The sequence below is a fragment of the Rubrivirga litoralis genome (genome assembly GCF_031846415.1).
Lineage (GTDB): Bacteria > Bacteroidota > Rhodothermia > Rhodothermales > Rubricoccaceae > Rubrivirga > Rubrivirga litoralis.
In genome coordinates, this window is sequence record NZ_JAVRHT010000019.1 from 1 (window position 1) to 24,023 (window position 24,023).

General features: G+C 74.1%; 20 protein-coding genes. 7 read left to right on the forward strand and 13 right to left on the reverse strand.

From position 1 onward, the window contains the following. The 10 genes from RM540_RS09185 to RM540_RS09230 all read right to left on the reverse strand — a co-directional run. A partial coding sequence (locus tag RM540_RS09185) for a VirB4 family type IV secretion/conjugal transfer ATPase (RefSeq protein WP_311663341.1) occupies window positions 1–2,226 on the reverse strand: 2,226 nt, incomplete at its 3' end. Window positions 2,227–2,257: 31 nt separating this feature from the next. Then, a complete protein-coding gene (locus tag RM540_RS09190) occupies window positions 2,258–2,623 on the reverse strand; it encodes a VirB3 family type IV secretion system protein (protein ID WP_311663343.1) in 366 nt (121 codons plus the stop codon). Beyond that, window positions 2,620–2,982, reverse strand: a complete 363-nt coding sequence (locus RM540_RS09195; protein ID WP_311663345.1) for a TrbC/VirB2 family type IV secretion system protein — start codon at window positions 2,980–2,982, stop codon at window positions 2,620–2,622. The genes RM540_RS09190 and RM540_RS09195 overlap by 4 nt, the downstream gene beginning before the upstream one ends. A gap of 102 nt (window positions 2,983–3,084) precedes the next feature. Continuing rightward, window positions 3,085–4,050 carry a P-type conjugative transfer ATPase TrbB gene (gene trbB / locus RM540_RS09200; protein ID WP_311663347.1) on the reverse strand — a complete coding sequence of 322 codons (966 nt, stop codon included), beginning with the start codon at window positions 4,048–4,050 and terminating at the stop codon, window positions 3,085–3,087. Window positions 4,051–4,274: 224 nt separating this feature from the next. Next, entirely contained in the window at window positions 4,275–4,799 is a 525-nt protein-coding gene (locus RM540_RS09205) for a S26 family signal peptidase (protein ID WP_311663349.1), read from the reverse strand. Window positions 4,800–4,847: 48 nt separating this feature from the next. Beyond that, complete coding sequence (locus RM540_RS09210) at window positions 4,848–5,189, reverse strand: hypothetical protein (protein ID WP_311663351.1); 342 nt, start codon at window positions 5,187–5,189, stop codon at window positions 4,848–4,850. A gap of 28 nt (window positions 5,190–5,217) precedes the next feature. Beyond that, window positions 5,218–6,003 carry a ParA family protein gene (locus tag RM540_RS09215; RefSeq protein ID WP_311663353.1) on the reverse strand — a complete coding sequence of 262 codons (786 nt, stop codon included), beginning with the start codon at window positions 6,001–6,003 and terminating at the stop codon, window positions 5,218–5,220. Between the two features lie 114 nt (window positions 6,004–6,117). Next, the gene (locus tag RM540_RS09220; RefSeq protein WP_311663355.1) at window positions 6,118–7,410 is read right to left on the reverse strand and encodes a serine/threonine-protein kinase; all 1,293 of its coding nucleotides are present in this window, start codon (window positions 7,408–7,410) and stop codon (window positions 6,118–6,120) included. 1 nt (window position 7,411) lies between these two features. Beyond that, complete coding sequence (locus RM540_RS09225; protein WP_311663357.1) at window positions 7,412–8,008, reverse strand: ECF-type sigma factor; 597 nt, start codon at window positions 8,006–8,008, stop codon at window positions 7,412–7,414. A 41-nt stretch (window positions 8,009–8,049) separates the two neighbouring features. Further along, window positions 8,050–8,679, reverse strand: coding sequence for a LexA family protein (locus RM540_RS09230; RefSeq protein WP_311663359.1), 630 nt, complete (start codon window positions 8,677–8,679; stop codon window positions 8,050–8,052). A 258-nt stretch (window positions 8,680–8,937) separates the two neighbouring features. Between RM540_RS09230 and RM540_RS09235 the strand changes: the two genes are divergently transcribed. After that, window positions 8,938–9,960, forward strand: a complete 1,023-nt coding sequence (locus RM540_RS09235; RefSeq protein WP_311663362.1) for a class I SAM-dependent methyltransferase — start codon at window positions 8,938–8,940, stop codon at window positions 9,958–9,960. Here the strand turns inward: RM540_RS09235 and RM540_RS09240 are convergent. Together RM540_RS09240 and RM540_RS09245 are read right to left on the reverse strand one after the other, a co-directional pair. Then, complete coding sequence (locus RM540_RS09240; protein WP_311663364.1) at window positions 9,917–11,230, reverse strand: sensor histidine kinase; 1,314 nt, start codon at window positions 11,228–11,230, stop codon at window positions 9,917–9,919. The genes RM540_RS09235 and RM540_RS09240 overlap by 44 nt on opposite strands. Next, window positions 11,230–11,886 (reverse strand): response regulator, encoded by a 657-nt coding sequence (locus RM540_RS09245; RefSeq protein WP_311663366.1) that lies wholly within the window; start codon window positions 11,884–11,886, stop codon window positions 11,230–11,232. The genes RM540_RS09240 and RM540_RS09245 overlap by 1 nt, the downstream gene beginning before the upstream one ends. A 181-nt stretch (window positions 11,887–12,067) precedes the next feature. Between RM540_RS09245 and RM540_RS09250 the strand changes: the two genes are divergently transcribed. From RM540_RS09250 to RM540_RS09275, 6 genes are all read left to right on the forward strand, one after another. Next, window positions 12,068–13,918 (forward strand): TolC family protein, encoded by a 1,851-nt coding sequence (locus tag RM540_RS09250; protein ID WP_311663368.1) that lies wholly within the window; start codon window positions 12,068–12,070, stop codon window positions 13,916–13,918. Between the two features lie 85 nt (window positions 13,919–14,003). Then, complete coding sequence (locus RM540_RS09255) at window positions 14,004–15,434, forward strand: efflux RND transporter periplasmic adaptor subunit (protein WP_311663370.1); 1,431 nt, start codon at window positions 14,004–14,006, stop codon at window positions 15,432–15,434. Window positions 15,435–15,484: 50 nt separating this feature from the next. Further along, window positions 15,485–19,372 (forward strand): efflux RND transporter permease subunit, encoded by a 3,888-nt coding sequence (locus RM540_RS09260; protein WP_311663372.1) that lies wholly within the window; start codon window positions 15,485–15,487, stop codon window positions 19,370–19,372. 84 nt (window positions 19,373–19,456) lie between these two features. Beyond that, a complete protein-coding gene (locus RM540_RS09265; RefSeq protein WP_311663374.1) occupies window positions 19,457–19,894 on the forward strand; it encodes a hypothetical protein in 438 nt (145 codons plus the stop codon). Continuing rightward, window positions 19,887–20,528 carry a TetR/AcrR family transcriptional regulator gene (locus RM540_RS09270; RefSeq protein WP_311663377.1) on the forward strand — a complete coding sequence of 214 codons (642 nt, stop codon included), beginning with the start codon at window positions 19,887–19,889 and terminating at the stop codon, window positions 20,526–20,528. The genes RM540_RS09265 and RM540_RS09270 overlap by 8 nt, the downstream gene beginning before the upstream one ends. A 555-nt stretch (window positions 20,529–21,083) precedes the next feature. Continuing rightward, window positions 21,084–21,449, forward strand: a complete 366-nt coding sequence (locus tag RM540_RS09275) for a VOC family protein (RefSeq protein WP_349256312.1) — start codon at window positions 21,084–21,086, stop codon at window positions 21,447–21,449. A gap of 17 nt (window positions 21,450–21,466) precedes the next feature. On the opposite strand, the gene RM540_RS09280 is transcribed toward RM540_RS09275, so the two are convergent. Continuing rightward, window positions 21,467–23,800: a TonB-dependent receptor gene (locus RM540_RS09280; RefSeq protein WP_311663381.1), complete on the reverse strand. Its 2,334-nt coding sequence runs from the start codon at window positions 23,798–23,800 to the stop codon at window positions 21,467–21,469. Between the last annotated feature and the right edge of the window lie 223 nt (window positions 23,801–24,023).

Here is a 24,023-nt window from a genome sequence, read left to right on the forward strand (position 1 = left end):
GCAGCTCTCGACCAGAAGCTGCGCCCCCTTGACCCCGTCGCGAAACTGGGCTGGGCTGTGGGCCACGACCACGACGGCCGCGTTCCGCTTGCGGAGGGTCAGGAGCCACTGGCGGAGCCGGTCGGCGAAGCGCCCGTGCATGAGCGCCGCCCACGCCTCCTCGATCACGATGAGCGTGGGCGAGCCGTCGAGCGACTCCTCGACGCGGCGGAAGAGGTACGTCAGCGCAGGCACGAGCACACGGTCCGACATCCCGACCAGGTGCGAGAGCTCGACGACTTGGTGCCGGACGGCGTCCTCTCCCCCGGCGAACGAGTCTTGATCGGCGTCGAAGAGCTGGCCGTACGGCCCTTCCAGGGTGTACGGCCGCACGAGCGCTCGGAGCCGCTCGTCGCCGAGCCCGACCAGGAGCGCCGTCAACGTCCGGTCCCCCGCGGGGCTCTCCGCTAGCAGTCCGACCGCGTGCGCCAGTCGGCCGCGCTCGTCGGGCGAGAGCCGCTCGCCCTGGACCTCGACCAGCCCTTCCAGCCAGTCGACGGCCCAGAGCCGCACGTCGGGTCGGTCGACGCCCCGGAGCGGCTGCATCGCCACGGGCTCCGTGTCGCCCGCGTCGTGAGCGACCGTCCCGGCGAGGTCGTAATGCGCCGCGCCCATCGCACGGCCCGAGACGTAGTGGCTGTACCCGACGTCGAACGTCACTGTCCGCGATCCGGCGTAGCGGCGCCATTGCGCGAGGATCAGGCCCACAAGAACCGACTTGCCCGCGCCCGTCGCGCCGACGACGAGGGTGTGGCCCACGTCGCCCTCGTGCAAGCAGAGACGGAATGGGGTCGAGCCGTCCGTCCGCGCCCACAGGAGCGGCGGCGAGCCCTCAGGGAACAGCCCGCTCGGGACCTCGCGGTGCCCGCCCCAGGGCGCCGTCAGCGGGAGCACGTCGACGACGTTCTCGGTCGACAGGACGGGGCGGCGGAGGTTGGCGTGGCCGTGGCCCGGTAGCGAGCCGACGAAGGCGTCGACGGCGTTCACATCCTCGACGCGGCCAGTGAACCCGAGGTCGCGGATGGCTTTCAGGACGGCCTGCGCGCGGTCGTCGGCCTCTCGCGCGTCGTCCGCCATCACGACGGCGCAGACGGTGAGGTACCCGAAGCGGACCTCGCCGCCCGAGTTGGCAGACCGGGCGGCGCCCGCGTCGTGGACCATCGCCGTCGCGTTGCCATCCTGAAAGGCGAGGTCGAGATCCGTCGTCTCACGCTTCTTCTTCGACGCCATGTCCTTGGCCCAGTCGCCCGCGCCGCGCCGCTTTTGGAACCACCCGAGCTGACTCTTTCCGATCACCTTCGACGCCGTCGTGGGCGAGAACGGCAGGAACCGGACGGACCAGCGGTACGGGAACGGGAGTCGCGTGAGCGGGTCGGCGAGGCCGGGCCGCGTCGCGTTCGGGTAGCCCTGCACGGCGACGACCCGGACGTGCTGGTCACCCATCCGGGGCTCGAAGCCGCCGACGAAGGGCTGATCGGCCAGGGCGTAGTTGAGGTAGGCCCCGTGGCCGGGCACGCCGACGTTGTGGCTCAACCCCGTCAGGCACTCGTGGAGGTGACGCAGGAGGTCTGCGCTCCCGAACCGTTCCAGGCGGAGCGCCGAGGCCAGGCGCCCTTCCAGGTCCCGCGCCTCGCGCTCGAACCGGCTCAGGAGCCGGTCCCAGTCGGGGCCTTCGCTCTCCCGGCCCTGCACGACCGCTCGCTCCATCCGCTTGGTGAGCGCGCCGGGAGGCGTGTACGTGAGCGTGAGGACGGCATCGGTCTCGTAGTGCTCGGCCGTCGCCGTGTACCGCGCCCGGCGCGTCTCGTCGACGAGCGCGCTCACGGGGTCCGGGAAGTGGCACCGCGCGCGATCCGCGTAGCCGATGGACTCGCGGCGCACGGCGTCCACGTGGACCATCCACCCGTCGCCGTAGGACGCGATTGCGGTGTTGACGTGCTCGGCCAGGGCCGCGACCTCGCCTACGGTCGAGGAGGCGAGGTCGCGTCCTCGGAACCGCCAGGCGGCCAGGAACGAGCCGTCCTTCATCAGCACGACCCCCTCCCCCACCAGGAACCCCCAGCCCAGGAGGTCCGAGAGGGCGCGCGAGCCGAGGCCCGTGGACTTGCGGTGCTCGCGGAGTCGGCTGAGACCGGCGGCCCCGAGGGCGCCCGTGGTGACGCCGACAGCGGTGGCGAGAAAGCTCATCGTGAAGATAGGGGTCTATGTGCCTAGACGACTAGGCCGTCGGGACAGAGCGAGACGGGCGGCGGGGGGACGCGCTCACGGGCGGGAGCGGGCCGTAGGCGTCGGCCTGCATGAGCGTCCGCGCCAGGAGCTGGGGCAGCAGATCGTCGGCGTCCGAGAGGCGGACCATGAGCGGGTGGACGACGCCGACGACGACCACCACGACGGCGGCCGTCGCCCAGGAGAGCCCCATGAGGTAGCCCAAGCACACGACGAGCGTGACTTCGAGGACCAGGAAGCTCCGGTCGACGCCCGCGTAGCGCGGGACGCGGACGAGCGACTGGTGGACGAGCCGCTCAGGGAGGCGCCCGGCGGCGGGCGACCTCTCCCCTCCCCCGTTCCGCTGGCGCACGCTCACAGCGTGGCCCCGGAGATCCCGAGCGTGGCCGCGAACGAGGCCGCGCCGATGGCGACGCCCAGGCCCATCACGGCCTGCGCGATCCGCTTGACGCCCTCCTCGTTCCGGGTGAACGCCCAGATGATGCCGCCCGCGGCGAGCGCGATCACGGCGACGAGCCGGATCGTGTTGCCGGTCAGCGCGTCGGCGATGGTCTGGAGCGGGCCGTCCCACGGCATCGCCGCGCCGCCGGACGCCGACGCTGGGTCGGCCAGGACGAGGACGAGAGCGCAGAGCCCGACGGCGCGCAAGGCGAGCGTGGTGAGGCGTCGCGGCGGACCGGACGGCTTGCGGATGACGTGGAGGGGATGGCGGGTCATGGTCGTGGGCCTCGCGGCCGGAAGAGTGGGCCGGGCGTCCCCGGCTAGTGTGGACGACCGCCAGCAGGCGTGCGGCGGTCGGTCTGGGCGTCCCCGAGTGGGTCACACCGGCTCCAGCTGGTAGTCGGTGCCGTCGTGGCCGATGACGCGCACGAGCTCGCGGACACGTCGGCCTGCGTTGCCGCCCTCGACGATGAGGGCGATGCCGACGGCCTCAGCAACGAGCGAGTGTTGTGGGGGCACGTTGGCGCGCTGCGCCAGCCGGTCAAGGCGGTGGAGCGCGCCCAGCGCCGTCGTGGCGTGGAGCGTCGCGCAGCCTCCGGGGTGGCCTGTCGCCCAGGCGTCCAGGAGGTCGAGCGCGGCTGCGTCGCGGACCTCGCCGACCACGATCCGGTCGGGCGTACAGCGGAGCGTGTGCCGGACGAGGTCGGCGAGCGACACGTCGTCGGAGGTTTGGAGTTGGAGGTGGTCGTCGGCCGCGCACTGGAGCTCGCCGGTGTCCTCCAGGACCACGATCCGCTCCTCGGGGAACCGCTCGGTCATCTCCAGCAGGAGCGCGTTGCAGAGCGTCGTCTTGCCCGATCCTGTCCCGCCACAGACAAGGATGTTCTCGTGGGCGTCAATGGCGTCGCGGAGCGCGAACCGGTGCCGGGCTGTCATCACGCCCGTGCGGACGTAGCTGTCGAGATCGTAGACGACGCGGGCCGGTTTCCGAACGACGAAGCAGGCGCGGGGAACGAGCGGCGGGATGAACCCCTGAAGTCGGGCACCTCCGAACGTGCCGTTTGGCAGTTCGGCCTGGACCGACGGCGCGGCGGGGCCGAGCGCGTCTCCATGGAAGGCCGCCACGGCACCCAGGAACTGCTCGACGCGCGAGGCCCGGAGGCGAGTGTCCGTCCGCACCTTGCCCTGGGAGCGCGTGTCGAGCCGGAGCCAGCCGTCGTGGGGGTTGACGTAGACCTCGGTCACGTCATCGTTGGCGAAGGCGTCGAGCACGCGGGGGCCGAGGTACCGCTCCATGAGCTCGCGGTATCGCGCCTCGCGCCCGCTGACGGGCTGGCGGGGCACGTCGCGGCGAGCGCCGCCAGCGGGATGCTTGGCGGGCTCGGCGGTGGCGGTCGGAGCGGTCGGGGTGGGCGTGGCCTCCATCGGGTCGGGGTCGGGCCGGGGCTCTCCCCCGGCGACCCGAAGAGGCGCGAAATCGCCCGGACACCGGACACGGCGGCTCCCAAGAGGTCGCTCGTGCAGCCTCAGCAGCCCCGATGCTCCTAGATGTCTAGACGGTTAGACCCCTAGTTGTCTGTCGCGTCGCGCACTCCGCCCTCAATCCAGAGCGGCTGGAGAACTCCTCGAACGTCGCTCACCGGCCCGGCGTAGCGGGAGTCCACCGAGGTGGGCACCCGCCCGGAGTGGAGCCAATACTCCCCCTTCCCCAGCACGTGCCGACCGAGACGGGGCCGGAGCGGGGTCCCGGCCCGGTCGCGGAAGAGCGGGGCGCTGTTCGGGAGCGGCGTCCCCCCGACTCGGACGCCCGCGCTGTCCACGACGACCGTGTCGCCGGGCAGGCCCGCGAGCGGCTTCCCCAGCTCGACGACGCCCCCAGGGCACGGGCCGTTCGCGAGGTAGGGCGCGAGCGCCGCAGCGGCATCCGCGCTCGGGCAGGCCGCGACGATCTGACCCGGCTCCGCGCTGGCGGGGTCGAACGCCGAGGCGAGGTAGAGCCCGCGCGGCAGGCTTGACGTGTAGTTGACGCGCACGCCGAACGCCCACGCGGCCACCGCCAGCACGGCGAGCCCGACGCCTGTGCCGACGGCCACGCGCGCCGTCGTCCGCCACCTCCGCGTCGCGCCGGGCGTCACGTCGTCCTACTCGAAGTGCCGAGACTGGACGGGGTAGGGCGCCCCCCTCCCCTGCTCCAACTCGGCCACGTACCGTTCGAGCGCGGCGGCGACGACCTCGTTCTGGCTCGTCCCGTCGAAGTCCTTGACGGCCCGCACCTTCGCGCGGAGCCACGCAGGCACGTTCCAGTTGGCCTGGACCGTCCTGTCGTGGGCGAGGTCGCCCGGTTGGGGGACTCCTGTCCGCTTGGCGGATGGTTTCGCCGCTTTGGTGCTCGGGGCATCCGTCTCAGGAGCGGGTGGGTCGAACACGCCATCGAAGGCACCGCCTTGACGGGCCGGAGTGATGCGGGGCTTGCGCTTGCTCATCGTTCTAGTAGTCTAGGGTGCTAGGCGTCTAACTGCCATGTTGTTCCAGGAGGACTTCGACCTCGTCCACCAGCGCGGCGTAGTCTTGGGCCGCCGTGGAGCGGGGGGCGTAGAGCGGAACCGGGACGCGGGCCATCTCGGCCTCTCGCACCCGGACCGTCTCGCGGACGAACGCCCGGATCGCAGGCTCCCCGTCTGGACCGGCGATCTGGCTCGCCACGTACTCGACGAGCTCGCGGTCGTGGAGGCTGGACGTGTTGACGCGGGTGACGAACGCGCCCGTCACCGGAGCCGTCCCGAACCGCTCGGTCAACTCGACGACGTCGCCCAGCCCGTCGAGGGCGCCCCGGCCGCTGGCGACCGGGACCAGAACGAGGTCCGTCGAGGCCAGCGCGGCCGTCACGAGCGCGGAGGCCTGAGGCGGCGTGTCGACGACGGCCACGTCGTAGTTGCCCTCGACCACGTCGATGAAAGAGAGCAGGCGGCGCGAGAGTTGGACCGGCGCCGTCCGTTCGAGCCGGAGGAGGCGGCGGTCGGCTGGGAGAACGTGGAGCGCACCGCCGTCTGCGAGATCGGCGCCGCCCGAAGCGTCCACTAGCGCGGCGCGAGCGTCCTCGGGCGAGCCGTCGCCCGATAGGAGGGAGGCTGCGGCCGGTCCTGGCTCGAGCCCGGCCGACGTGGTCAGCGTCGCTTGCGGGTCCAGGTCGACGGCGAGCACCGCCCGGCCGCGCCGCGCGAGCTCGGCCGCGACGGCGAGCGTCGAAGTGGTCTTGGCCGAGCCGCCTTTGAGGTTGGAGAACGTGACGATGCGCATGGTGGGGTGTCTAGGGGCCTAGGCCTAGGTGCCTAGGCGTATAGACTAGCTCGATGCGTCCGCTCGCGCAACCGTCGTGCCGAGCGGTCGGGGGACCTGGGGGTCTAGCCCGCGCTACCTCGCGCCCCACCAGCCGACGGCCGCGCCCACTGCCGCGCCGGCTGCCACGGCCCACAACGGAGGCGTCGCCTTGGGACGCGGGGGGACCGGGCGACCCGCGGCGTCGGCTCCTGCCCGGACCGCGGGGACGTCCCCTCGGACGACCGGGAGCGTCGCCCACGCCACGGCAACCGCCGCCCGGCGGACGTCGGCGAGCAGGTCGCCGACGGACCCGTAGCGCTCGGACGCGTCCGGGCGGGTCGCCCGGGCCACCACGTCCAGCAGGGGCACCGCGGCCACCTCCCGGGGTTGGGACCGCCGGAGGCCGCCGCTGCAGGGACCCTCGGGGCACGACGCGACGAGGTCGCCCAGGACCGCGCCGAGCGCGAACACGTCGGCGGCGACGGAGGGTGCGCCGCCGACGTAGATCTCGGGGGCGGCGAAAGCGGGCGTGAACGGGCGGGGGCCGTCACCCAGCGAGCCGCTGGCGATCTCCTCCGATACCCCGAAGTCCACGAGCCGGACGACGGGCCGGGACCCCCGATTCTCGACCGGTGGCTCGCCGTCTTGGACGAGGACGTTGGCGGGCTTGAGGTCGCCGTGCGCGAGGCCCCGGTCGTGGACGTGGCGCACGACCTCACAGAGCTGGGCGAACAGCCGGGTCCGCGCGACGAGCCCGAGCCCGCGCTCGTTCGCATACTCGTCGAGCGGGAGGCCCTCGACGAGCTCCATCGCGTAGAACGGGACCCCGGCCCCCGTCCACCCCGCGTCGTAGATCCGAGGGACGCCGGGGTGCGAGAGCTGCGCGAGGTGCCGCCGCTCTACGTAGAAACGCTGGACTTCCTCTGACGCGGCGTCCAACTGCGGGGCCTCGCTCGCGTCGGGGACCGACCCTTCGTGCTCGCCGAGCACTTTGAGCGCCGCGCGGAGCCCGAGGTCGTCCCGCTCCGCGAGGTAGACGACGCCCATCCCCCCACGGCCGATCTCACGGACGACCCGGTACGCGCCGACCACGTCGCCGGGTGCGAGGGCGGGGTGGTCCGGCGCGTCGAGGCGGGCGGCGGCGACGGCCGCCGGTCGGCTGAGGAGCATAGAAACGCCCGCGCCGACGTTCCCGTCGAAGGCCCGGACGTAGCGCTCGGCGCGCGTGGCCAGGCGGTGTCCCTCGGCCCGGAGCCGCTCGGCGAACCGGGCACGGCCGGCGGGGTCGAGGTCTACCAGGCGCTCGACGAGCCAGCCGTCGGCGTCGGACGGGGGCCGCCCGGTTCGGGCCGGACCGCCGTGACCGGTGGGGGAGGGGAGGGCCATGTCACGCGGCGAGTGGGCGAGAGATGGTGGCGGCTTCCCGCTCTCCGACGTACACGCGGAGGTGGGCCTGCGCCTTGACCCAGTCCCGCCGGACCGTTCTCGTGGTCACGCCGAGGGTCTCGGAGATCTGGGTGTCCTCCAGACCGCCGTAGAACTTGAGCTCGACTACCCGGCAAGCCCGCGCGTCTACGCGGCGGAGTCGCTCGATGGCGTCGTCGAGGTCGAGCGACAGGTGAACTCGGTCTTCGGCCTCGCGCGCTCGATCGCCAGCGGGCACGTCTCGGTCTGAGAGCGACAGGGGGCGGACGCCCCCGCCGCGCTTGTCCCGGCCCCGTCGGCGCGCGGCGTCGACGAGCGCGCGCCGCATGGCCCGGACGTAGAGGTCCGGGGACGCGCTGGCGAACGGGGTCCCCGTCCGCCGGAGCGCGAGATACGCCTCGTGGACCAGCCCGGTCGTCCGCACCGTGAGCTCCGGGCGCTCGCGTGCCCGGAGCCAACGGGCCGCCCGGCGGAGCTCGGCGTAGACGGCCCGTTCGGCGAGGGCCTGGTCGGCCTCTGAGGATGTGCCGGTGGCGGAGGGGGATGGGACGTTGGTCATGGGTCGTGGTGGGAGGGTGGACGGTGAGCGCGCCGGGACGCTCAACGGAAGGTTTCGATGGCGAGCGCGGCGACCAAGACGCCCTGGATGCAGACCGCGCTCTTGGGCACGCGCTGGTCGGGGTACTCCGGGTTCCGAGCCACCAGCCGGACGTGCGAGCCGTCCTCGACCACGTGCTTGAGCGTGTTCCCCTCGCCCTCGACGTAGACCGAGCACACGTCGGCCTCGGTCGGGTCCACGTCCGGCCGCATCACGAGCGTCATCCCCGGCAGGAGCCCGGCGCCGGTCATCGACTCCCCGTCGACGACCAGGAGGTAGTCGCCCCGGCGCATGACCGGGACGAGGTCGGGGAGCGTCGCGACGAAGTCGTCGGCCTGGGCCTGGACGTCGGTGATGGGTCCCGCGGGGATCGTCCCGAGCCGGGGCCACGGCCGCGCCCGGCCGTGCCGCTCGCCCTCCGCCGTCAGCTCGATCTGGAGCGGGACGCCCCGGCCGCCGGACGTGAGCCGGACGAACCCGGCCGCCTCCAGCTTGCGGAGGTGGGCGTAGACGGCGGAGACGCCCTTGAGCCCCATCCGCCCGGCGAGCTCGAGCCCGTTGGGGACCTCACCCGTCCGGCGGAGGGCGTCGTGGATGATCCCGAGGAGCTCTTTCTGTCGGGGGTAGAGCATTGTAGGGAGGGTGTGACAGGGAGACTGTCAGTTTACACCTTCTGGTGTCAATATGCGACCCGGGCGCCCAGAAAAGCCCGTTGCCCGGTCCCGAGGGGGACGCTCGGCGCCGCGTAAGCCGAACGTGGACAGAGGGATGGAGCCCAGGAAAAAAGTCGGACTCCGCGGCCTCGGACCCCGTGGGGGGCGCCGACGGCGTGACCCCCGGTGACACGCCGTCGTCGCCCCCCCACGAACCGGACCCCGCCCGCTCCCCCGATGATTTCCGCTCCAACCACGCCCGACGCCACAGCCAGCCTCGACCTTGCCCGAGCGGTCGAACGCTCCGTCGAGCGCTCCCGCCCCCTGTCGTCCGCCGACCTCTTCGCGCTGGCGGCCGACGCCTGGGGCGGCACGCTTGCCGAGGGCGCCTTCACGCCCCGCGACGCCTACGACGCCGCCGAGCTCGGGCTCCACCTCCACCTGCTCCGCGCCGTCGGGCCGCTCCCGTCTGACCCCGGGGCGGCCCGCGAGGCCCTCGCCGAGGTCGAGCGGCTCTCGGCGCTCCTGCCCAGCCAGACGCGTCGGACGGCGGAGCAGAACGACTACCAGCAGTTCTCGACGCCGGCCGCTTACGCGGGCCTCTGTGCGTGGGTGAGCGGGGTGGGGGAGGGGCACCGGGTGATCGAGCCCTCGGCCGGGACCGGCGCGCTGTGCGCGTTCGCGCTCGCGGCCGGTGCTACGGTCTACGCCAACGAGCTCTCCGGCCGCCGCGCCGACACGCTGGCGGTCCTTCTGGACGAGGCCGGCCAGGACCCGTCGCAGACGCTCACGCGCGAGAACGCCGACCACCTCGACGCCATCCTGGCGCCGTCGGTGCGCGCCGACGTGGTCTTGATGAACCCCCCGTTCTCCCAGACCGCCGGGCGCCTGGGCCGCCGCCGCGTCGTGACCGTCGGGACGAACCACGTGCTCCAGGCCCTCAAACGCCTGGAGCCCGGCGGGCGGCTGGTCGCCATCCTGAGCGCGGGCGTGCGGCGGGGGAGGCCCACGCACCGGCCGTTCTTCCAAGCGCTGGACGCGGCCCCCTACCAGCTCCGGGCCGACGTCGAGGTCGGCGGCGCCGTCTACCGCCCCTACGGGACCTCCGTCCGCACGCGGCTGCTCGTCGTGGACCGGGCGCTCCCCCTGGGGACGGGCACCGCCAGCGAGCGCGTGGAGGCCGTCGCCCAGGGCGTGGCCGCCGCCCTCGACGCCCTCACCCCCCTCCGCGCGGCGACCCGTGCCCCCCGGCCTCTCTGAGCGGCCCGTCCCCCCCCGCCGGCACCACGGCCCGGACCGCCGTCCCCCGCTCGATCCCCGGCCCGACCTCGAAGGCGCCGCCCGCCAGGCGCGCCCGGTGGGCCATCGTCCGCAGCCCGGCCCCCTCCCGACGGGCGCCGTCCACCAGCCCGGCCCCGTCGTCCTCGACGGACAGCACGACGGCGGCGCCCTCGACGGAGAGGTCGACCTCGACGCGCCCCGGCGCGGCGTGCCGGAGCGCGTTCGTGACGGCCTCCTGGGCGATCCGGTACAGGTGCCGCTCGGCTTGGGCCGCCAGCGGCGCGAGGTCGGCGTCGGCCCGGAACGTGACCGTCACGCCCGACGCCTTCGTCGCCGTCCGCGCCAGGTCGGCCAGCGCCGAGGCCAGCTCGCCCGGCTCCATCACCGAGAGCGTCAGCCCGCGCGACAACCGCCGGACCTGGCCCACGGCGTCGTCCGCCATCCCGGCCGCGTCGGCCATCTCGGCGACCTCGACGGGCTCGCCCCGCTCCAGCCGCCGGACCAGGCCCCGGGCGTAGAGCGCGAGCCCGGTCAGGTGCGAGCCCACGCCGTCGTGGAGCTCGCGGCCGACGAGCGCCTGCGTCGCCTCGACCGACGCGAGCAGGTCGGCCTCCAACCGCTGGCGCTCGGCGACGCCGACGGCGAGCCGGACGGCGGCCCGGCGGACGGCCCGGGCCAGGAGCGCGAACGCGACGCCGACGCTGGGGAACAGGGCCGCCGTCCAGACCACGCTCTCGGCGCTCGGCGCCGGGCGGCCCCAGGCGAGCGCGAGGTAGGCCGCGCCGGCCGCGGCGCCGGCCAGCGCCGTCGCGCCGGGCACCATCCGGAACGACGACAGGCCGACGAGGGCCATCAGGACCACGACCACCCCGTCGCCCCCCCGGGTGACCAGGCCGGCCCCCAGCGCGAACGCGCCGACCTCGACCACGACGACGCCGTAGGCGGCGAGGTCCGACGGCGCGCGGCCGTCGCGCAACCGGGACTCGGCGTCGCGCCGGATCGCCCACTCGATGGCGGTCATGACGGCCAGGAAGGTGACCACGGCCACCGCCGCCCCGAGCCCCGCCGCGCCGGGCTCCGCCAGCCGTCCCGCCAGCGCCCCGACGCCGATGCGGACCGCCAGCGCTACTGTCAGGACCCCGAAGAAGGCGCCGACCAGGCCCGACCGCGTCCGCTCGGCCCGGAGCAGGACGGCGTCGAGCGCCGCCTGGGCGTCGGACCGGGGCGCGGTGGACGTGCGGGCGGCCACTACATCAGCCCCCGCTCCTGGGCGTGGCGGATGGCGTACCGCGTGAGGTCGCCGCCGGACGCGAGCCCCAGCTTCTTCTTGATCCGCGCCCGGTAGCTCTCGACCGTGTTCGGGCTCACGACCATCGCTCGGGCGATCTCCGACGTCTTGAGCCCGCGGCCCAGGTGCTCGAGCGCCTCCAGCTCGCGGTCTGAGAGCGCGTCGACGCCCGTCTCAGGGGTGGCCGCGGCGCCGCCGGAGAACTGGCGCACGATGGCCTCGGCCATCGACGGGCTCACGTAGGTCCCGCCGCGCAGGACCCGGCGGACGGCCTCGACGATCTGGTCGCCGGCCTCGCTCTTCATGAGGTAGCCCCGCGCGCCCGCCTTGAGCACGCGCTCGGCGTACAGGCTCTCGTCGTGCATCGACACCACGAGGACCGGGAGCTCGGGGCGCGCGGCCTGGAGCGACTTCACCAGCTCCACCCCGTTCATCCCGTCCATCGACACGTCGGTCACGACCACGTCGCAGTCGTCGGGCAACGTCGCCAGCGCGTGCTCGGCGCTCTCGGCCTCGCCGCAGACCTCGAGGCCGGGCTCCTCGCCGATCAGGAACACGTAGCCCTTGCGGGTGACGGCGTGGTCGTCGACGACGAAGACGCGGCGGGTGAGGGACACGGAGCGGGGCGGGGGGGGGACCCCAAGGATAGACACGCGGGCCGGGGGAGCCCGCCTCTGTGGTGGGGGTCACCACGCGCCGCGGGACCGGTCCACCACGCCCGGGGGGTGGCCCCCGGTACGACCAACACGGCCGCCGGGCGGGTTTACTGGGCACCCACCCGGACCGGCCCCGCCGCCCATGCGCCCTCTCGCCCGCCTCCTCGACCTCGCCGCGCTGGCGACGATCGCCGCGCTCCCGCTCGTGGCCGCCGCCCAGGTCCCCGGGCCGCCCCAGCGCGCGGACTCGGCGTTCGTGCTCCAGGACGCGGCCCCCGTCGTGGTGTCCGATTCCGTGCTCCCCCCGCTGCCCGACATCCCCGCCGACGTCCGGCGGTCGGCGGCGTCGCTGCCGTACACGCCGCCGGCCCGGCCCGGCGCACTCCCGATGAGCCTGGACGAGGCCGTCCAGATCGCGCTCGAGAGCGGGTACAGCGCCCGCCTCGCGGCGCTCGACGTCGAGACGGCCCAGGCCCAGGTCCGCGAGGCCTACGGCGGGCTGTTCCCGCGCGTCGAGGGCTCGTCGAGCTACACCCGGAACGTGGCTCAGGCCAACCCCTTTGCCGGCTCCTCGGCCGCGTCGTTGTTCTCGGGCGGGGCCGCGACGGGCTGGCTCCAGTTCAACGAGGTCGCCCGGACCGACGGCGACCCGGCGACCCAGCCCATCACGCTCACCGAGTACAACCGGCGCGTGGGCGCGGGCCAGGACGCCATCGGGTTCAACCCGGCGACCGACCAGGGCAACCCGTTCGGGACCGACAACCAGTTCACGAACACGCTCTCGGTCACCCAGCCGCTCTACTCCCCGACCGCGTTCGCAGCCGTCCGGGGCGCCCGCGCGCTCGTCGAGGTCAACGAGGCCGGGCTGGAGCAGCAGCGCGACGAGACCATCCACCAGGTCCGGCAGGCGTACTACCAGGCGGCCCTCGCGCTCGCCCAGGTCGGCGTGCTCGAAGGGTCGCTCGAGCGGACGGGCTCGACCTACGACGACGCCGTGCTCCTGGTCGCCCAAGGCGTCCGGCCCCGGTTGGAAGAGCTCAACGCCCGCGTCGACGTCGCCAACGTCCGCACCCAGCTGGCGACGGCGCGGACCGAGGCGGCCACGGCCACCGACCGGCTCCTGGTCGCGCTCGGGCTCCCGGTCGAGACGCCGGTCCAGCTCACGACGGCGCTCGCCGTCCCCAGCGACGACGTGTTCCGCGTCGCCGCGCTCGAGTCCGTGGACCAGGGGCCGGTCCCGGGCGAGCTGGCCGAGGTCGACCTCTCCGGGTTGGCGCTCGACGAGCGCCCCGACATCCGCCAGGCGGCGCTGGCCGTCCGGCTCCAGGAGGTCCAGAAGGGGATCACCGAGGCGGCCACGCGGCCGGGCCTGAACGCCTTCGCCAACCTCAGCTACTCCGGCAACGTCCCCGACGACCGGACGAGCGTGTTCGCCGCGCCCGGCGACCCGTTCACGTTCCAGGAGAGCACGCCGGGCTTCTTCTCCGACGACTACTGGCAGCCGGCGCTCGCCGTCGGGCTCCGCCTCAACTGGACGCTGTTCGACGGCTTCCAGACGCGCCGCCGCGCGCAGCAGGACCAGATCGCCATCGACCGGGCCGAGGTCCAGCTCGAGCAGGCCCGGAACGCCGCCTCGCTCGAGGTGACGGCTGCGGCCCGCCAGCTCCAGAGCGCGCGCGAGCGCCTCCGCGCCCAGACCGAGACGGTCGAGACCGCCGAGGTCGCCTACTACTTCGCCACCGAGCGGCTCGACGTGGGCGCCGCCCCGCTCATCGACGTCCGCCGCGCCTCGGACAACCTCGAGCAGTCCCGGCTCGCGCTCCTGCAGGCGGCCTACGACGCGCTCGTCGCCCGGAGCGACTACGAGCGGGCCACGGGCGCCATCGAGCCCGGCGCGATCCGCCCGGCCGAGCCCTTCCCCGCCCTCGACCCGCCGGCCCAGACGCCCGCCGACCCCGAGACCGTGGTCGTCAGCCAGTCCACCACCCGCTGACACCGCGCCGGGGCGGCCTGACCGCGCATGGCGGGCCGCCCCACCCCCTTGCCCCGACGCCGACCCGGCCCCGACCTCGAGACCCATGATGCACCCCGACTTCGCCCCCCGGCCGCGCAAACGCGCGGGCCACCCGTTTCCCTCCGCAGTCCCGAGGCTCCTCGGGATCGCCCTCGCCGTGCTCGGCCTGCTCCTCGGAGCCGTCGCGCTGGCGGGCTGCGGCGGCGAGCCGGAGGCCGCCCAGGACTTCGAGATCCTCCAGCCCGACGCCGCGCTCGTCGAGGTCGTCGCCGTGAGCGGGACCACGTTCGAGGACGTGATCGAGCTGACCGGGACCGTCGACGCGGGCGAGGACGCCCAACTCTCGCCCAGCGCCTCGGGCGTGCTCACCTACGTGGCCCCGGTCGGCGCGCGCGTCGGCCGCGGCGGCGTGGTCGCGCGCGTCGACGCCGGGACGCAGCGGGCGGGCGTGGCCCAGGCCCGCGCGCAGGCGTCGCAGAGCCGGGCCGGGATCAACCAGGCCCAGGCCCAGGTGGCCCAGGCGCGCGCCGGCATCGAGGCCGGCCAGGCCCAGCGCCGCGCGGCGACGGCCCAGCTCCGCCTGGCCCAGCAGCAGGTCGAGCGCCAGCGGCCGCTCTTGCAGCAGCAGATCATCTCGCCGCTCGAGTTCGAGCAGGTCGAGGGCCAGCTCGCGTCCGCCCAGGCCCAGGTGGCCCAGGCCGACGCCCAGATCGCCCAGGCGCGCGGCCAGCTCGCCGCGGCCCAGGAGGGGGTCCAAGCCGCGCGCGCCGGCGCCGAGGCGGGCCAGGCCGGCGTCCAGAGCGCCCAGGCCCAGCTCTCCAACACGACCGTCCGCGCCCCGTTCGGCGGCGTCGTCGAGGCCCAGCTCGCGGAGCCCGGCGAGCTGGCGAGCCCCGGCCAGGCCGTCGTCCGCCTCGTCGGCGGCGGCGGCCTCCGCGTCGAGGCCGGCGTGCCCGAGCGCTACAGCGGCGAGATCGAGGTCGGCACCCAGGTCACCGTCCGCCCGACGGCCTACAGCGCCGAGCCGCGCGGGGGCCGCGTCGTCTTCGTCGGCACGGCCGTCGACGCCGGGAGCCGGACGTTCCCCATCGAGGTCGCCGTCGACAACGCCGACGGCGCGCTCCGGTCCGAGATGGTCGTCGAGCTGACCGTCACGCGCGCGCTCATCCAGGACGCCCTCGTGCTGCCCCAGGACGCCGTCGTCCGCGACGAGCGCGGGACGAGCGTGTTCGTCGCCGTCCCGGCCGACACCGCGGACGTCTTCGTGGCCGAGCGCCGGGCCGTCCGATTGGGGGCGTCCTCGGGCGGCGAGGTCGTCGTGGCCGAGGGCCTGCGCGTCGGCGACCGCGTCGTCGTGAGCGGCCAGAGCAGCCTGGCCGACGGCGACGCGCTCCAGGTCGAGGCGCGCGTCGCCCGCCGCCGCGCCCCGGCCGCGCCTGACGCCCCCGCCGGCCTCGTGGCCGACGCCACGGCCGCCGTCGAGCCCCAACGATAGACCGGAGCCCCGCCCTCCCCCCCCCGCGCCCCCCGCTTCCGCCCCCCGGCATGACCATCACCAACACCGCCGTCGCCTACCGCACGGCCGTCGTCGTCCTGACGCTGCTCCTGTTCGCGGGCGGGCTCTACGCCTACGTCGCGCTCCCCAAGGAGTCGAACCCGTCGATCTCGATCCCCCAGCTCATCGTCACGACCGTCTACCCCGGCGCGAGCCCCGAGGACGTGGCCGAGCTGGTGACCCGGCCCGTCGAGCAGGAGCTCCAGGGGATCTCGGGCATCGACGAGATCCGGTCCACCTCGTCGGAGGGCGTCTCGTCGGTCGTCGCCGAGTTCACGACCGACACCGAGATCGACGACGCCAAGCAGGACCTCCGCGAGCGCGTCGACGCCGCCCAGAGCGAGCTGCCGGCCGACGCCGAGGACCCGGTCATCACCGAGATCGACCTCGACGCCTTCCCGATCATGACGATCAACCTGGCGGCCGAGTACCCGGTCTCGCGCCTCAAGGCCGTCGCCGAGGACCTGCAGGAGGAGATCGAGACGGTCCCCGGCGTCCTCGAGGTCGACCTGGTGGGCGGGCTCGAGCGCGAGGTCCAGGTCGACGTCGACCGGACGGCGCTCCAGGCCTACAACCTCACGCTCAGCGACCTCACGAGCACGATCCAGGGCGAGGACGTCAACCTCCCCGGCGGCTCCATCGACGTCGGGCGCGAGAACTACCTCGTCCGCGTCGACGGCCAGATCACCGACCCCGCCCTCATCGAGGACCTCGTGCTCAAGGCGCCCGGCGGGACGCCCGTCTACGTCCGCGACGTGGCGACCGTCACGTTCGGGTTCGAGGACCCCGAGAGCTACAGCCGCCTCCAGGTGCTCCAGCGCGAGGTCGAGAGCGGCGAGTTCGCCGCCGTCGAGGACACCGGCTTCGGCCAGGTCGTCTCGCTCAGCGTCAAGAAGAAGCAGGGCGGCAACGTCATCGAGGTCGCCGACGGCGTCCGGGCCTTGCTCGACGACGCCCCGATCCCGAGCGGGACCCAGGTGCTCATCACCGGCGACCAGTCGGAGCAGGTCGAAACGTTGGTCAAGGACCTCGAGAACAACATCATCGCGGGCATCCTCTTCGTGGTCCTGGTGCTCCTGTTCTTCCTGGGCGTGCGGACGGCGGCGCTCGTGGGCATCGCCATCCCGCTCTCGATGCTCGTCTCGTTCCTCGTCTTCTTGGTCATGGGGACGACGCTGAACATGGTCGTCCTGTTCAGCCTCATCATCGCGCTCGGGATGCTGGTCGACAACGCCGTCGTGGTCGTCGAGAACATCTACCGCTTCGTCGAGGAGGGCTACGAGCGGTGGGAGGCCGTCCGGCTGGGCGTCGGCGAGGTCGGCGGCGCCGTCGTGGCCTCGACCGCGACCACGCTGGGCGTGTTCGGGCCGATGCTGTTCTGGCCCGGCCTGATCGGCGAGTTCATGAGCTACCTCCCGCTCACGCTCATCGTGACGCTCACGTCGAGCCTGTTCGTGGCCCTCGTCATCAACCCCGTGATCACGGGCTACTTCGTCCAGGTCGAGGGCGACCCAGGCGACGGGGCCGAGCAGTGGGAGCCCAGCCCGTGGACGCGCCGCGCCGCCGCGGCCGTGGTCGTGCTGCTCTGCGTCTTCGTCGGGATCGTCAACCCGGTCTCGCTGCTCGTGCTGGCCGTCGCCGTCGTCGGCTCGGTCGTGCTCTACCGCTACGCCTTCAAGCCCGTCGCCACGCGGTTCGTGTCGTCGGGCCTGCCGCGCCTGACGGCGGCGTACCGCCGCTTCCTGGCCTGGATGCTCGAGCGCGACTACACCGTCGAGCGGGCGTTCCTGCGCAACACGGGCGTCTTCTTCGCGCTCACGGCCGGCCTGGTGCTCCTGGTCCTGGGCGGGCTCGCGTTCGCGCTCGCCGGGACGGCCGGGCTGGCGCTCGTCGTGCCCGGCGGGGTCCTGCTCGCGCTCGGCGTCGTCGGCGTGTTCGTGCTGACGGGCGAGAGCCTGTTCCTGGGCGGGTGGACGACGGTCAAGGCCGGGCTCGCCTTCGGCGCCGTGATGCTGGGGATCCAGCTCGCGGTCTTGGCCGCCGGCAACAAGACCTTCGGGACCATCGCGGTGCTGATGGCCTTCCCCGGGGCCATCGTCGCGCTCGGCGCGCTCGGCGCCGTCTTCGGGCGGGGCCGCCGGACGCTCATCCTGACCGACAACCGGGCGCGGTTGCTCGCGGGCACGCTCGGCGCCTTCTTCGGCGTCATCGTGATGTTCGCCGTCGCGCCGACGGGCGTCGAGTTCTTCCCCGAGAGCGACCCGAGCCAGATCCAGATCACGCTCGAGGCCCCGCTGGGGACGAACGTCGAGGCCTCCGACGACTTCGCGCGTGAGGCCCAGGCCCGCGTCGACGCCCTGCTCACCGACCAGGCCGACGTGGCGGGCAACGTCCAGAACGTGCTCGTGGGCGTCGGCGTGGGCGGCGGCGGCGACTTCGGCGGCGGCCAGGCCAGCGCCGAGCGCTCGCGCGTCACGCTCAACATGGTCGACTACGCCGCCCGCGAGGAGTCGTCGGCGGCGACGCTCCGCCGCGTCCGCGAGGCCTTCGGGCGCTTTACCGGCGTCGAGGTCGAGATCGACCAGACCACGACCGGCCCGGCGACCGGCCCGCCGGTCAACCTCGAGGTCAGCGGCCCCGACTTCGACCGGCTGGGCGAGATCGCACGCGAGTTCGAGGCCGCGCTCAAGCAGGCCGCCGAGACCGGGGCCGTCGCCGGACTCGTCGACGTGACGAGCACGCTCAACGCGGGCCGCCCCGAGGAGCGCGTGGTCATCGACCGCGAGCGCGCCGCGGCGTTCGGGCTCTCGACCCAGCTGGTGGCGAGCGTGATCCGGACCGCCATCGCCGGCCAGGTCGTGACCACCTACCGCGAGGGCAAGGACGAGTACGACGTCCGCGTCCGCCTCGAAGAGGACGACCGCGGCAGCCTCGACGCCCTCCGCAGCCTGACGATCCCCCACGAGGGCGAGCAGATCCCGCTCGTCTCCGTCGCCAGCTTCGAGACCGGCGCCGGGCTGGGCTCGATCACCCGGATCGACCTCGACCCCGTCGTGACCATCGAGGGCCAGGCGGCGTCGGGCTTCGCCGGCGGCGAGGTGCTCGCCGGGGTCCAGGCGCTCCTGGGCGAGCGCATCGCGGCGCTCCCGGCCGGCTACGAGGTGAGCTACACGGGCGAGGCCCAGGACCAGGCCGAGAGCTTCGGCTTCCTGACGACGGCGCTGCTCCTGGGGGTGGCCCTGATCTTCCTGGTCCTGATCGCCCAGTTCAACTCGGTCGCGCCGCCGTTCCTGATCATGGTCGCGCTCGGGTTGTCGCTCATCGGCGTGCTCCTGGGCCTCGTGCTGCTCCGGACGCCGTTCGGGCTGATGACCTTCATCGGGCTGATATCCCTCGCGGGAATCGTGGTCAACAACAACATCGTGTTGGTGGACTACGCGATCCAGCTCCGCGACCGCGGCCTGGAGAAGACCGAGGCCATCCTGGAGGCCGGCGCGACGCGCCTGCGCCCCGTCCTGCTGACGGCGCTCACGACCGTGATCGGGCTCATCCCGCTCACGCTCGGGATCAACATCGACTTCGTCGGCCTGGTGACGGAGCTGGACCCGAACCTCGCCTTCGGCTCGGAGAACACCCAGTTCTGGGGGCCGATGGGGTCCACGATCATCTCGGGGCTCACGTTCGCCACGTTCCTGACGCTCGTCATCGTGCCGGTCCTGTACAGCGTGTTCGACTCGCTCGGCGTGCGCGCGGGCGAGGTGTTCGCCAAGCGCAAGAGGACGGCCGGCGGCGCGCGGGGCCGGCCGGGGCTCCCGTCGTTCGCGACCGCCGGCGGCGACGGCGCCCAGGGCGAGCCGCTCCCCTCCGACGCCCGCTGACCCCCGCACGCTACCCCCACGGTGGGGGCTCCGCCCTTCACGGCCCCGCCCCTCCGGGCCTCGGAGCCCCCACCCCCCACCGCCATGTACGCCTCGACCGCCGAGCCCAGCCCCCGCATCTTCACGGCCTACTTCGCCCGCGTCGTCGGGCCGGAGCACGGGGCCGCGTTCGTCCGCGACCTGCAGGCGTGGGCCGAGGGCGGCCCGTTCCGCCTGCTCGTCGTCGCCGACGAGTCGGTGGTCGGGGTGACCGACGCCGTCCGGGGCCGGGTGCGGACCGCGCTCGGCGGGCTGGCGGCGGTCGTGGACCGCGTGGCCGTGGCCGGCGCCGGACGGCCCTGCGCGTCGGCCGGCGCCCTCGACGTCCGCCACTTCGGCGACGACTGGCACGGCGCCCAGCGCTGGCTCCGCGCGCCCCGCCCGCCCGCCGCCGCTCCGCCCCCGGCGCCGACGCCGGGGGCGCGTGCCGCCCTCGGCGCCTCTCCCGACCGCCCCCGCCCCGCCCTCCGCCCCAATGCCTGACGCCGCCGCCCCCCCCGCCTGGCGCGTCCGCGAGCGCACGGCTCGCCGCGCCGACCTCCTCGACGCCGCCCGGGCCGAGTTCGCGGCCCACGGCTACGCCGGGGCCACGGTCGAGGGCATCGCCGCCCGGGCCGAGGTCGGTAAGGGGACCGTCTACCTCCACTTCGCGGGGGGCAAGGCGGGCCTCCTCCAGGCCGTCCTCGACGACCACCTCCGCGCCCTCCAGGCGCTCGTGGTCGAGGCGTTCACGTGCAGCGAGGGGCCCGCGCGGTACCGGTTCTGGGTGCTGGCGCTCTCGGCGGCGAGCTACTTCCGCCGCCAACCCGACCTGCTGCGCATCCACGCGCGCGAGCTGCCCCGGCTGCTCGCCAGCGGCGAGGGCGGGGAGGCCGCCGCCCGCTTGGGCCGCCTGACCAACGAACTGGTGGGCGTCGTGGCCCCGGCCCTGGGCGGGGGCGGGGTCCCGAGCGCGGTCGCGGCCCACCACCTCCTCGCGACGCTGTTCGGCCACCTCACGACGCTCGGGCTCCAGCCCGACACCGAGGCCGGCGCGCTCGCCCTCGACGCCGACCCGCCCGCCGTCGCCGACGCCCTCACGGCGCTCGTCTTCGACGGCATCGCCGTTCGCCCATGACGACGCCCGCGCCTCCGGCCGCCCTCCGCGCGCTCGGCCTCGCGGGGGGCCGGCCCCAGTGAGCGTGCCCAGACTCCGGCTCTCGGTCCTGCTGGCGGCCCTCGTCGGGCTCCTGTTCGTGTACCCGCTCGCGGCCGACGCCAGCGGGGGGCTGGGGCTGTTCCTCTCGCTCGTCGTGCTCGGCGTGGTCCGCGCCGTGCCGGCCAGAACCGGGGCGAGCAGGCCGCCGCGCTCGCGCTCGCCGCCGCCCACCTCGTCCCCGTCTGGGCCTGGACGTCGGGCGCGGCCGACGTCTTCCTCCACGTCGGGCTGGGGGCGGGCGTCGCGTTCTACGGCTACGCCGCGGTCGCCGTGCTCCGCCACCTCGCCCCGTCGCGGGGCGTGACGGCCGAGGAGCTGGCCGGGGCCGCGAGCGTGTACCTCCTGCTGGGCGTGGCGTGGGCGCTCGCGTGACCGCGAGGAGGACCGCCGCCACCCCTCGGACCGCCCCGCCGACGCGGGCCGCCAGCGGGACGGGTCGGCCCTGTACCCACGGTCCCGCTAGCTTCTGAGCTCCTGCCACTCGTCCCGGATGCCACGACCGTTCACTACCTGGAGATCGTAACCCCCGACGTGGACGCCGTGTGTGCCACCTACGAGCGGACGCACGGGGTCACCTTCGGCACCGGCGATCCAGCTCTGGGAGGCGCTCGCACGGCAGGGTTGGCCGGTGGTGGGATGGTCGGGGTCCGTCCTCCCCTCCGGGACACGGAGGAGCCTGTCGTTCGGCCCTACGTGCGGGTTCAGGACATCAAGGCGGCGGTCGACGCCGCAGCCGAATCGGGAGCCGAGGTCGCGGTCCCCCCGATGAAACTGGAGGGGCACGGGACGTGCGCCATCGTGGTCCAAGGCGGTATCGACGTCGGGCTCTGGGAGCTCTGACGGCCGACGAAGGGCGCCTAAAACTCGACGCTGAACCCGACCGTCGGGAGGCGGCCGACGTTGGTCTGGTCTCGCAGGAAGTCGGGCTCGGCCGGGTCCTCGGTGTACTGGACCGAGAACACGTTCTCGCGGTCCAGCACGTTCTGCACGTCGACGTAGACGACGCCGTTGACCCGGCGGCCGAGCGCGAACCGGCGGTCCACGCGGAGGTCGAGGCGGGCGTAGGCCCCGGTCCGCTCGGCGTTCAGCCGGTCGAGGTCGCGGACGCCGCGCCGCGACAGCGCGTACTCCTCTCGGGACGCCGCGAGGTCGAACGGCGTGAACGGCCGGCCCGACAGCACCGCCAGCCGGGTCCCGACCTCCCACCCGCCCAGGCGCACGCCGCCGGTCAGCGACACGTTGTGGCGGACGTCCCACGCGCTCGGCCGGAACACCCCGTCGGCGCCGCTGAACTCGCTCCACCCCAGCGTGTAGCTGCCCAGCCCGTAGAACCGCGACGTCAGCCGCTTCTGCGCCGACACCTCGACGCCGTACGCCCGGCCGCCGCCGACGGAGACCAGCGGCTCGGCGCCGACCGTCCCGAAGTCGCCGCCCTGGTTGGCGAGCGACACGCGCGGGTCGCTCGCCGAGACGGGGTAGCTCCCGTAGCTCTTGTAGTACCCCTCCGCGGAGAGCCGGACGCTCGCCGTCGGCGTGACGGCGACGCCGCCGACGAGCTGCCCCACGTCGATCCAGTCGAGCGACCGGTTGACGTAGGCGCCGTCCTGCTGCACCGCCAGCGACACCAGCTCGGGCGACTGCGTGAACCGGCCGACGGCGGCCGAGACCTCGACGGCGTCGGTGACGTCGAACGAGGCGCTGAGCCGGGGCGAGGCGACGGCCGCCTGGTCCAGGAAGTCCGTCGCGTCCGCCCGGACGCCCGCCGTCACCGCCAGCCGCCCGCCGACGGCGCGGGCGGTGAGCTGGGCGTAGCCGAACCCCTTCCACAGCCCGAGGTCGGTGTCGAACCGCAGGTCCTGGTCGAACGGCGTGCCGGGCGTGGCGCGCTGGAAGAACTCCGACGCGACGGTCTCGCGCGAGGCCCCGCCGCCTACCCCCAGCGTCAGCGTCGGCGACACCCGGAAGTCGGCGTCGGAGCGGAGCCGCCACGCGGCCTCCTCGGCGTCGTTGGACAGGAGCGGGGCGCCGGCCTCGTCGAGGTCGTCGAAGAAGAACTCCTGGTAGCTCCGCGACACCGCCGTCGTGACGACGCCGTTCGGAAACAGGCGGCGCCACGAGACGCCCTGGGTGTAGCTCCGCTGGTCGTTGTCGAGCACGCGGGACGCCGTCTCGATCCCCTCGAAGTCGTCGGGGTCGTCGGGCTGGGCGATGTCGAAGTCGTCGACGGCCCAGAGCCCGAAGTAGACCAGGCGGTCGTCGTCGGTCGGCGTGTACTCGACGCGGCTCTGGAAGTCCCAGTAGGCCGGGCGGATGGGGAGGTCGATGAGCTCGAACAAGAGCTGGAGGTAGCTCCGCCGCGCCGAGAACGTCCAGTTGAAGTCCGGGCCGGACGAGCCGTCGAGCGAGACGCCGGCCTCGCTCGCGCCGACCGTCACGTCGCCGGAGAGCACGCCGGGGCTGCCCGGCCGGTTCTCGACGACCAGCACGCTCGAGGCCGCGTCGCCGTAGCGGACGGGGAACCCGCCGGTGTAGAACGTGGCCTCGCGGATAAAGTCGACGTTGAGCAGGCCGAGCGCGCCGCCGGCGGCGCCCTGCGTGGCGAAGTGGTTGATCTGGGGGATCTCGATGCCGTCCACGAAGTAGGCGTTCTCGCTCGGACCCCCGCCCCGCACCAGCAGGTCGTTCCGGTTGTCGACGGCGCCGGTCACGCCGGGCAGCGCCAGCAGGGAGCGCGAGATGTCGTTCTGGCCGCCGGGCGTGCGGCGGATCTCCTCCGGACCCAGCGTCGCGACCGAGACCGGCGCGTCGGGCGCGTCCTCGAAGAGCCCGCCCGTCACCACGACCTCGTCGCCGACGACGGCCGACGGCCGCAGCTCGAAGAGCAGGAACGTAGGTCGGCTCCCTTGCACGACGACGTCGGCCAGGAGGCGGGCGTCGTAGCCGACGAAGCTCGCGCGGACGCGGTACGTCCCCGCGTCCAGCCCCGAGACCGTGAACGCGCCGTCGGCGTCGGTGGCGGCGCCGGTCACGAGGGCGTCGCCGGGGCCGAGCACGGCGACGGTGGCACTGGGCAGGGTCTCCTGCGTCACAGCGTCGACGACGCGGCCGGTGACCGACTGGGCCGAGAGCGGGGCGCTGGCGACGACGAGGGCGAGGAGGGCGCTCGCGCGCGCCAGGGAGGAGACGGACATCGGAGGGGGGGACGTGTGCGGGCAGGCTACGCGGCCGGACCGTCGCGGACCGTCACCCGCCCCACCGGACGCCGGTGGTGGAGCCCACCACGGCGCCTGGGTGGGCAGCGCTACGACCCGTCGGCGCGGCCGCCCGTTGACTCGGGTAGTGCCCCCGCGCCCCATGTCCGCCCTCATCACGCTCGCGCTCACCGTCCCCTTCCGCCGGCCCCGCCGTTCGGCC

Excerpts from the sequence above, each read along its gene's own strand:
- RM540_RS09235 (WP_311663362.1), top strand. The coding sequence starts at position 8,938 with ATGATTTCCGCTCCAACCACGCCCGACGCCACAGCCAGCCTCGACCTT.
- RM540_RS09225 (WP_311663357.1), bottom strand. The coding sequence starts at position 8,008 with ATGACCAACGTCCCATCCCCCTCCGCCACCGGCACATCCTCAGAGGCC.
- RM540_RS09270 (WP_311663377.1), top strand. The coding sequence starts at position 19,887 with ATGCCTGACGCCGCCGCCCCCCCCGCCTGGCGCGTCCGCGAGCGCACG.
- RM540_RS09255 (WP_311663370.1), top strand. The coding sequence starts at position 14,004 with ATGATGCACCCCGACTTCGCCCCCCGGCCGCGCAAACGCGCGGGCCAC.
- RM540_RS09220 (WP_311663355.1), bottom strand. The coding sequence starts at position 7,410 with ATGGCCCTCCCCTCCCCCACCGGTCACGGCGGTCCGGCCCGAACCGGG.
- RM540_RS09265 (WP_311663374.1), top strand. The coding sequence starts at position 19,457 with ATGTACGCCTCGACCGCCGAGCCCAGCCCCCGCATCTTCACGGCCTAC.
- RM540_RS09195 (WP_311663345.1), bottom strand. The coding sequence starts at position 2,982 with ATGACCCGCCATCCCCTCCACGTCATCCGCAAGCCGTCCGGTCCGCCG.
- RM540_RS09215 (WP_311663353.1), bottom strand. The coding sequence starts at position 6,003 with ATGCGCATCGTCACGTTCTCCAACCTCAAAGGCGGCTCGGCCAAGACC.
- RM540_RS09280 (WP_311663381.1), bottom strand. The coding sequence starts at position 23,800 with ATGTCCGTCTCCTCCCTGGCGCGCGCGAGCGCCCTCCTCGCCCTCGTC.
- RM540_RS09260 (WP_311663372.1), top strand. The coding sequence starts at position 15,485 with ATGACCATCACCAACACCGCCGTCGCCTACCGCACGGCCGTCGTCGTC.
- RM540_RS09210 (WP_311663351.1), bottom strand. The coding sequence starts at position 5,189 with ATGAGCAAGCGCAAGCCCCGCATCACTCCGGCCCGTCAAGGCGGTGCC.
- RM540_RS09230 (WP_311663359.1), bottom strand. The coding sequence starts at position 8,679 with ATGCTCTACCCCCGACAGAAAGAGCTCCTCGGGATCATCCACGACGCC.
- RM540_RS09250 (WP_311663368.1), top strand. The coding sequence starts at position 12,068 with ATGCGCCCTCTCGCCCGCCTCCTCGACCTCGCCGCGCTGGCGACGATC.